This window comes from Treponema sp. R6D11 (assembly GCF_054786075.1).
The window spans coordinates 1-320 of sequence record NZ_BDHD01001365.1 but is presented as its reverse complement, the minus strand read 5'-3'; the positions used below and the strand labels follow the sequence as shown (position 1 = coordinate 320).

General features: G+C 35.0%; 1 protein-coding gene. It reads right to left on the bottom strand.

Features of this window, described 5'->3' with window-relative positions; all coding sequences use genetic code 11:
• Nucleotides 1–201: hypothetical protein (locus ACYVTD_RS18770; RefSeq protein ID WP_461249094.1), on the bottom strand; the 201-nt coding region annotated here is incomplete at its 3' end.
• Nucleotides 202–320 lie beyond the last annotated feature (119 nt).

The window sequence follows — 320 nt, the reverse complement described above, 5'->3', positions numbered from 1 at the left end:
GTTTACAAGGAGATCGATTTCTCTTTTCTTTGCATCCCATGTGGAAAATAATTTACCTGAAATAAAAAAAAGTTTTATGGCAATAATGCCTTGAGCAATAAGAATCCATTTTGTTATTAAATAAAAAGGTAAAACAAGCGTCAAGATTCCAGCAAAGACAATTAAGAACGCATATATATTTAGATACAAGAATCTTGACATTGTTTTCCTACTGTGCGGAGGAGATAGCGGCGTAGAAAGCATTTGCGGCTTTCAATGCGCCTTCTTCGTCTACGCCTTTTAACATAACCTCAGAACGTTGGGTAAATGATTCATAATAC